This window comes from Streptomyces cyslabdanicus, from assembly GCF_052663305.1.
In genome coordinates this window covers 92603-101252 of sequence record NZ_JBQRUW010000035.1, presented here as the reverse complement: position 1 = coordinate 101252, position 8650 = coordinate 92603, and the positions used below count along the sequence as shown (strand labels likewise).

Annotated in this window: 4 protein-coding genes and 1 pseudogene; all 5 read left to right on the top strand. The window is 72.6% G+C overall.

The window, feature by feature from the left end:
* Positions 1 to 85 precede the first annotated feature (85 nt).
* The 5 genes and pseudogenes from ACTYVM_RS20865 (at position 86) to ACTYVM_RS20845 (ending at position 8620) form a co-directional block, all read left to right on the top strand.
* The gene (locus ACTYVM_RS20865; RefSeq protein WP_445527368.1) at positions 86 to 1375 is read left to right on the top strand and encodes a ribonuclease D; all 1290 of its coding nucleotides are present in this window, start codon (positions 86 to 88) and stop codon (positions 1373 to 1375) included.
* Positions 1376 to 1720: 345 nt separating this feature from the next.
* Positions 1721 to 4111, top strand: coding sequence for a glycoside hydrolase family 2 protein (locus ACTYVM_RS20860; protein ID WP_445527367.1), 2391 nt, complete (start codon positions 1721 to 1723; stop codon positions 4109 to 4111).
* Positions 4108 to 5127 (top strand): annotated as a pseudogene (locus ACTYVM_RS20855) (LacI family DNA-binding transcriptional regulator); the annotation flags it as partial. The gene ACTYVM_RS20860 and the pseudogene ACTYVM_RS20855, both read left to right, overlap by 4 nt.
* Positions 5128 to 5264: 137 nt before the next feature.
* The gene (locus ACTYVM_RS20850) at positions 5265 to 6494 is read left to right on the top strand and encodes a thiolase family protein (RefSeq protein WP_445527366.1); all 1230 of its coding nucleotides are present in this window, start codon (positions 5265 to 5267) and stop codon (positions 6492 to 6494) included.
* Positions 6491 to 8620: a 3-hydroxyacyl-CoA dehydrogenase NAD-binding domain-containing protein gene (locus tag ACTYVM_RS20845; RefSeq protein ID WP_445527365.1), complete on the top strand. Its 2130-nt coding sequence runs from the start codon at positions 6491 to 6493 to the stop codon at positions 8618 to 8620. Before ACTYVM_RS20850 ends, ACTYVM_RS20845 begins: the two co-directional genes overlap by 4 nt.
* Positions 8621 to 8650 lie beyond the last annotated feature (30 nt).

Here is an 8650-nt window from a genome sequence, read left to right as displayed (position 1 = left end):
CCTCTCCTTTTCCCACCCCCCCCTTCCCCCTCTGTGTGTTTTTTTTTCGCGCCCCCCGCCGCCCATCCACGGATAGTCTTGACATGTGACCGACGCCCAAGAGACCGCAGCAGACAGCTCACTGCGAACCACCGGAGGCGCCCCTCCGGACGACGGCGGATCTTCCGGCACCGGGGCGCCGATCCCCCTGCTCGAACCCCGAGAGGGCATCCCGCCCGTGATCACCGACGCGCACGCGCTCGCCGAGGTGACCGCCGCGTTCGCGGCCGGCTCCGGCCCCGTCGCCGTCGACGCCGAACGGGCCTCCGGCTACCGCTACGGCCAGCGCGCCTACCTGGTGCAGCTGCGCCGCCAGGGCGCCGGCACCGCGCTGATCGACCCCGTCGCCTGCCCCGACCTGTCCGGGCTCGGTGGGGCGCTGTCAGGCGTCGAGTGGGTGCTGCACGCCGCCACCCAGGACCTGCCGTGCCTGCGCGAGATAGGCATGCTGCCCACCGGTCTGTTCGACACCGAACTGGCCGGCCGGCTCGCCGGGTTCCCGCGGGTCGGGCTCGGCGCGATGGTCGAGGGCGTACTGGGCTTCGTCCTGGAGAAGGGCCACTCCGCCGTCGACTGGTCGAGCCGGCCGCTGCCCGAGCCGTGGCTGCGGTACGCGGCGCTCGACGTGGAGCTGCTCGTCGATCTGCGCGACGCCCTGGAGAAGGAGCTGGACCGGCAGGGCAAGCTGGAGTGGGCCCTCCAGGAGTTCGACGCCATCGCCTCGGCGCCGCCGGCCGAACCGCGCAAGGATCCCTGGCGGCGCACCTCCGGCATGCACAAGGTGCGACGCAGGCGGCAGCTCGCCGTCGTGCGGGAGCTGTGGCAGACCCGGGACCGGATCGCCCAGCGGCGGGACGTCTCGCCGGGCAAGGTGCTCTCGGACGCGGCCATCGTGGAGGCCGCGCTCGCCCTGCCGGCCAACGTGCACGCGCTCGCCGCGCTGAACGGCTTCGGGCATCGCACCGGCCGGCGGCAGCTGGAGCAGTGGCAGGGCGCGGTGGAGCGGGCGAGGTCCCTGCCCGAGTCGGCGCTGCCGCAGCAGGGGCAGCAGGTGACCGGGCCTCCGCCGCCGCGGGCGTGGGCCGACAAGGACCCGGTGGCGGCGGCACGGCTCGCCGCGGCCAAGGCCGGGGTGTCGGAGCTGGCCGAGCGGCTGAACATGCCACAGGAGAACCTCGTCGCGCCGGACACCGTGCGGCGCCTGTGCTGGGAGCCGCCGAAGGGCGCCGACGCCGACTCGGTCGGTGCCGCCCTCGCCGGGTACGGTGCGCGGCCGTGGCAGGTGGAGCAGGTCACCCCGGTGCTGGTGAAGGCGCTGTCGGCGCGGAGCGCGTAGGCGCGCCGCCGAGGAACAGGAAGACGGTTCGGGGCCGGCAGGATCGCGAGGACCGCTCCTGCCGAGAGCGTCTCCCGGTGGGCCCCGAAGGGTCCGCGGAAGCGGAACGGGGGCGTCGAGTTCACGCCAAGCTCTTCGGAGGGCACGCGGAGGCATGCGGAGGTAGGGACGCAGAAGTCGTCGCGGACGGTGACCCCCTCCACGAGCACGGCCGTCGCCATCTCGGGTTTCAGCCGGTTGGCTGGTTCGGCCCGCTGACAGCGCTTCCTCAACCGGTAAAGTCCCCATCTCGTCAACGCTGCGACAGCACAGGCCAGTTGGGTTGGACCGGTTGAGGGAGAGCGCATGCTTCGGACCACACCGTTCACCGAGGGATGGACCCTGCGACACCCCGACGACACGGATACCGCACTGCCGGCGGCCGTGCCGGGCTGCGTGCACACGGATCTGCTGGCCGCGGGGCTGATCCAGGACCCCTTCCTCGGCCGGAACGAGGCGGACGTGGCCTGGGTGGGCCACCGGGAGTGGACGTACGAGAGGCGGCTGGACACCGCCTCGGAGCACGAGCGGACCGAGCTGGTCTTCGACGGGCTCGACACCGCCGCCGAGATCACCCTGGACGGCCGCGCGCTGGGCCGGGTGCGCAACATGCACCGCTCGTACCGCTTCGACGTGACGGGACGTCAGGGGCGCTTGGCGGTGCGCTTCGACTCCGCGTACACCGAGGCGGAGGCCGTGCGCGCACAGGTGGGTGACCGGCCCGCCGCCTACACCGAACCGTACGCCCACATCCGCAAGATGGCCTGCTCGTTCGGCTGGGACTGGGGGCCGACCCTGGTCACGGCGGGCATCTGGCGCCCGGTGCGGCTGGAGTCGTGGTCCACGGCCCGGTTCGACCGGGTGCGCCCCGTCGTCACCGTGGAGGAGGGCACGGGTGTGGTCGAGGTGCGCGTCGACGTGGAGCGCACCCGCGCCGAGGCCGAACTCGCCGTCGAGGCCCGGGTGGGAGGGGTGCGGGCGCGGGCGGCGGTCGACGGCCCGTCCGGGGTCGTGCGGCTCCAGGTGCCGGACGCCGACCTGTGGTGGCCCCGGGGGTACGGCGGACAGCCGCTGTACGAGCTGGAGCTGACGTTGCTGCACGGCGCGGACGTGCTGGACGTCCGGCGCCACAGGATCGGCTTCAGGACCGTGGAGCTGGACACCTCCGCCGACGCGCACGGCAGCGGCTTCACCCTCGTGGTCAACGGGGAGCGGCTCTTCGCACGGGGCGTCAACTGGATCCCGGACGACGTGTTCCCCTCCCGGGTCACCCGTGAGCGCTACCGGGAGCGGCTCGGCCAGGCGGCCGCGGCGGGGGTGGACCTCGTCCGGGTGTGGGGCGGCGGAATCTACGAGAGCGGGGACTTCTACGACGCCTGCGACGAACTCGGCCTGCTGGTCTGGCAGGACTTCCCGTTCGCCTGCGCCGCCTACCCCGAGGAACAGCCGCTGCGCGGCGAGGTGGAGGCCGAGGCCCGCGAGAACGTCGTACGCCTGATGCCGCATCCCTCGCTCGCGCTGTGGAACGGCAACAACGAGAACCTGTGGGGCTTCAGGGACTGGGGCTGGGAGCCGGAGCTGGCCGGCGACTCGTGGGGCGAGGGGTACTACCTCGGGCTGCTGCCCCGGGTGGTGGCCGAACTCGACCCGACCCGGCCGTACACGGCGGGCAGCCCCTGGTCCGGGTCCTGGGCGCACCACCCCAACGACCCGGCGCACGGCACGCACCACTCGTGGGAGGTGTGGAACCGGCGCGACTGGGCGGACTACCGGGGCAGCGTGCCGCGTTTCGTGGCCGAGTTCGGCTGGCAGGCGCCGCCCGCGTACGCGACCCTGCGGCGCGCCCTGCCCGGCGAGGAGCTCGCCCCGGACTCCCCCGGCATGCTGCACCACCAGAAGGCCGACGACGGCAACGGCAAGCTGGAGCGCGGCCTGGCCCGGCACTTCGTGCCGCCCGAGGGGGACTTCGACCGCTGGCACTATCTCACCCAGCTCAACCAGGTCCGTGCGGTGGCCGCCGGCATCGAGCACTGGCGCTCGCACTGGCCGGTGTGCGCGGGCACGGTCGTGTGGCAGCTCAACGACTGCTGGCCGGTGACGTCCTGGGCGGCGATCGACGGCGACGGGCGGGAGAAGCCGCTCTACCACGAGCTGAAACGGCTCTACGCGGACCGGCTGCTGACGCTCAGGGAGCAGGACGGCGGCCTTGTGCTGGCCGCGGTCAACCAGTCGGCCGCGCCGTGGGCCGGTGAACTCACCCTGCGCCGGATGTCCGTCGCGGGCGAGGTGGTCGCCTCCACGCGCACGGCCCTGCACGCCGCGGCACGCGCGGTCGCGAACGTCTCCGTCCCGCCCGAACTGGTGCCGGCCGGCCCGAAGGAGTTCCTGGTCGCGGAGGCGGACACGCTGCGCGCCCTGTACTTCCCGGTGCCGGACCGCGACGTCCCCTGGCCGCCGCCGGAGTTCGACGTGTCCGTCGCTCCGGGCGCGGTCACCGTGACCGCCCGCACCCTGGTGCGGGACCTGCTGCTCCAGGCCGACCGTCTCGACCCGGCCGCGCGGGCCGACCAGGGACTGGTCACCCTGCTCCCCGGGGAACGGGTGACCATCGGGGTCGACGGCTGGAAGAGCCCCGGCGGCCAGGAGGCGGCCGACGCCGTCCGGTCGGCCCTGTTCTGCGTGGAGCCCGCCCGATGACGGCACCCCGGGTCACCATCAAGGACGTCGCCGCCCGCGCCGGGGTGTCCAAGGGGGCGGTGTCGCTGGCCTTCAACCGCAAGCCGGGCCTGTCGGAGGCGACCCGCGACCGCATCTTCCGGGCCGCGCGCGAACTGGGCTGGGCGCCGAACCCGGCCGCCCGGTCGCTGGCCGGCTCACGCGTGGACGTGGTCGGGCTCGCCATCTGCCGGCCGGCCCGGCTGCTCGGGCTCGAACCCTTCTACATGGAGTTCATATCGGGGGTGGAGAGCGTCCTGGCCGAGCACTCCTGCTCGCTGCTGCTGCGGCTGGTACGCGAGCCGCGGGAGGAGGCGGGCCTGCTGGAGACGTGGTGGAAGGCGCGGCAGGTCGCGGGCTCGATCCTGGTCGACTTCCGCACCGACGATCCCCGCCCGGCCGTGGCGCGGCGGATCGGGCTGCCCGTGGTCGCCGTGGGAGACCCGTCGCTGACCGGCGGGCTCACCTCCGTGTGGACCGACGACACCGCCGCGGTCACCGAGGCCGTGCGCTATCTGGCGGCGCTCGGGCACCGGCGGATCGCCCGGGTCGGCGGCGCGGCGGCCCTCGGCCACACAGCGATCCGCGCGGCCGCCTTCGACGCGGCGGCACGGAGCCTTCAGCTGGCCGGTGCGTGGCAGGTGGCGACCGACTTCTCCGGCGAGACGGGGGCGCGGGCCACGCGGTCGCTGCTGTCCGCGGCCCCGTCGGAGCGGCCCACGGCGATCGTCTACGACAACGACATCATGGCGGTGGCCGGGCTGTCGGTGGCGACGGAGATGGGCCTGCGCGTCCCGGCCGACGTGTCCCTGCTGGCCTGGGACGACTCCCAGCTGTGCCGGCTGACCCACCCGACGCTGTCCGCGATGAGCCACGACGTGCACGGCTTCGGCGCGGACGTGGCCCGCACCCTGTTCGGCGTCCTGCTCGAAGAGGATCCGGGACCGCATCCGGTGCCGACTCCGGTGCTGGCCCCGCGGGGTTCGACGGCACCACCGTGGTGCCGCCGGCGGTGTGACGTTCGCCGCTGTGGGCGTGGGGACTGGGCAGTCACATTACTCATGAGTAGCATGGTGCTGAGCGCGCGCTCAGCGCTGCGCGGCAGTGCCGTCCCGCACCCTGGAGGAGAGCCATCGTGCCTCGTACCGTCAAGGACGTCGTCTTCGTCGACGGCGTCCGCACCCCGTTCGGCAAGGCGGGCCCGAAGGGCATCTACCACGAGACCCGCGCCGACGACCTCGTCGTCAAGGCGATCCGGGAGCTGCTGCGCCGCAACCCCGGCCTCGACCCGAAGAAGGTCGACGAGGTCGCCGTCGCCGCGACCACACAGATCGGCGACCAGGGCCTGACCATCGGCCGCACCGCCGGCATCCTCGCCGGCCTGCCCACGTCGGTCCCCGGCTACTCCGTCGACCGGATGTGCGCGGGCGCGCTGACCGCCGTGACCACCGTCGCCGGCGCCGTCGCGTTCGGCGCGTACGACGTCGCCATCGCGGGCGGTGTCGAGCACATGGGCCGCCACCCGATGGGCGAGGGCGTGGACCCCAACCCGCGGTTCGTGAGCGAGAAGCTGGTCGACGAGTCCGCCCTGTTCATGGGCATGACCGCGGAGAACCTGCACGACCGCTTCCCGCACCTCACCAAGCTGCGCGCCGACGAGTACGCGGTGCGCTCGCAGGAGAAGGCCGCCAAGGCCTACGCCAACGGCAGCATCCAGGCCGACCTGGTGCCGATCTCCGTGCGCCGTACGACCCCCGAGGCCGGCGAGACCGGCTGGGGCCTGGTCACGGCGGACGAGCCGATGCGTCCGGGCACCACCCTGGAGAACCTGGCGACCCTCAAGACGCCGTTCCGCGTGCACGGCCGGGTCACCGCGGGCAACGCGGCCGGTCTGAACGACGGCGCGACCGCCTCGATCATCGCGAGCGAGGACTTCGCCCGCGAGCACGGCCTGCCGGTCAAGATGCGCCTGGTCTCCTACGCCTTCGCGGGCGTGGAGCCGGAGGTCATGGGCTACGGCCCGATCCCCGCCACCGAGAAGGCCCTGGCCAAGGCGGGCCTGTCGATCTCCGACATCGGCCTGTTCGAGATCAACGAGGCCTTCGCCGTGCAGGTCCTGGCCTTCCTCGACCACTACGGCATCGCGGACGACGACCCGCGCGTCAACCAGTACGGCGGCGCGATCGCCTTCGGCCACCCGCTCGCCTCCTCCGGCGTCCGCCTGATGACGCAACTGGCCCGCCAGTTCGAGGAGCAGCCGCAGGTCCGTTACGGTCTGACCACCATGTGCGTCGGCTTCGGCATGGGCGCGACGGTCATCTGGGAGAACCCGCACTTCGAGAGCGCTGCCGGAGGCGACAAGTGAGCACCACCGCTGAGCTGTTGAAGGGCGCGGCCGACCTGTTCCCGGGCGAGGTCGTCACGCAGGCGCACGTACGCCACTTCGACCTGCCCCGAGGAGCGGGCCGCTTCGCCCTCATCACCCTGGACAACGGCCTGGACCACACCAAGCCGACCACCTTCGGCCCGGCCTCGCTGGCCAACCTGGACGCGGCGATCGACCAGGTGGAGAAGGAGGCCGCGGACGGCGACATCGTCGGTGTCGGCATCACCGGCAAGCCGTTCATCTTCGCGGTCGGCGCCGACCTCAAGGGCGTCGAACTGCTCAAGGAGCGCGAGCACGCGCTGGCCATCGGCAGGGGCGGCCACGAGGTCTTCAAGCGGCTGTCGCAGCTGGCCGTGCCCACCTTCGCGTACTACAACGGCGCGGCGATGGGCGGCGGCGTCGAGGTCGGCCTGCACTGCACCTACCGCACGGTCTCCGCGGCCCTCCCGGCGTTCTCGCTCCCCGAGGTGTTCCTGGGTCTGGTCCCGGGCTGGGGCGGCTGCACGCTGCTGCCGAACCTGATCGGCGCCGACCGGGCCGTCACGGTCGTCATCGAGAACAGCCTCAACCAGAACAAGCAGCTCAAGGGCAAGCAGGTCCACGAACTCGGCATCGCCGACGCCCTGTTCGAGGGCGCCGACTTCCTGGAGCAGTCGCTGGCCTGGACGACGGCGGTCCTCAAGGGCGAGATCGAGGTCGAGCGCCCGGAGATCGACCGGGGCGAGGCCTGGGACCAGGCCGTCGCGCGCGGCCGGTTCATCGCCGACTCCAAGGTGCACGGCGCGGCCCCGGCCGCCTACCGCGCCCTGGACATCATCGCCGACGCGAAGAGCGGCGACCTCCAGCAGGGCTTCGACGCCGAGGACCAGGCCCTCGCCGACCTGATCATGGGCGGTGAACTGCGTTCCGGCATCTACGCGTTCAACCTGGTGCAGAAGCGCGGCAAGCGCCCGGCCGGCGCCCCGGACAAGAACCTGGCGCGCCCGGTGACCAAGGTGGGCGTGGTCGGAGCCGGCCTGATGGCCTCCCAGCTGGCCCTGCTCTTCCTGCGCCGCCTGGAGGTGCCGGTCGTCCTGACCGACGTCGACCAGGAGCGCGTCGACAAGGGCGTGGGCTACGTCCACGCCGAGATCGACAAGCTGCTCGGCAAGGGCCGGATCAACCAGGACAAGGCCAACCGCCTCAAGGCTCTGGTGACCGGTGTCCTGGACAAGGCGGAGGGCTTCGCGGACGCGGACTTCGTCATCGAGGCCGTGTTCGAGGAGATGAGCGTCAAGCAGAAGGTGTTCGCCGAGGTCGAGGCGGTCGCCCCGGCGCACGCGATCCTCGCCACCAACACCTCCTCCCTGTCGGTGACGGAGATGGGGTCGAAGCTGAAGCACCCCGAGCGGGTCGTCGGCTTCCACTTCTTCAACCCGGTCGCGATCCTGCCGCTGCTGGAGATCGTCCGCGGCGAGCGGACGGACGACGCCTCGCTGGCGACCGCGTTCGCCGTGGCCAGGAAGCTGAAGAAGACCGCGGTCCTGGTCAAGGACGCCCCGGCGTTCGTGGTCAACCGCATCCTGACCCGCTTCATGGGCGAGATCCAGAACGTCATCGACGAGGGCACCCCGGTCGAGGTGGCGGAGCGGGCGGTGGAGCCGCTCGGCCTGCCCATGTCCCCGCTGGTCCTGCTCGAACTGGTCGGCCCGGCGATCGGCCTGCACGTCTCGGAGACCCTCAACCAGTCCTTCCCGGACCGCTTCACGGTCTCCGCGAACCTCAAGGCGGTCGTCGAGGCCGGCAAGCGCGGCTTCTACGTCCACGACAGCGGCAGGCCCGAGCTGGACCCGGAGGTCGCCGCCCTCCTCAAGCAGGGCGACACGGTCCTGACGGAGGAGCAGGTGCGGGCGCGGGTGCTCGACGCGGTCGCGCAGGAGATCGGCCTGATGCTGACCGAGGGTGTCGTCGCCGAGGCGCAGGACATCGACCTCTGCCTGATCACCGGCGCCGGCTGGCCCTTCCACCTGGGCGGCATCACGCCGTACCTGGACCGCGAGGGCGTCTCGGAACGCGTGAACGGCAGGCGGTTCCTGGAGCCGGGTGTGGCGAGCGTTCCGGCGTAACGCCTCCCGGCCCTCGGCGGCCCCGCGCTG

What these genes read in the sequence shown, in the direction of transcription:
- ACTYVM_RS20860 (WP_445527367.1), top strand. Translation starts at nt 1,721, where the DNA reads ATGCTTCGGACCACACCGTTCACCGAGGGATGGACCCTGCGACACCCC.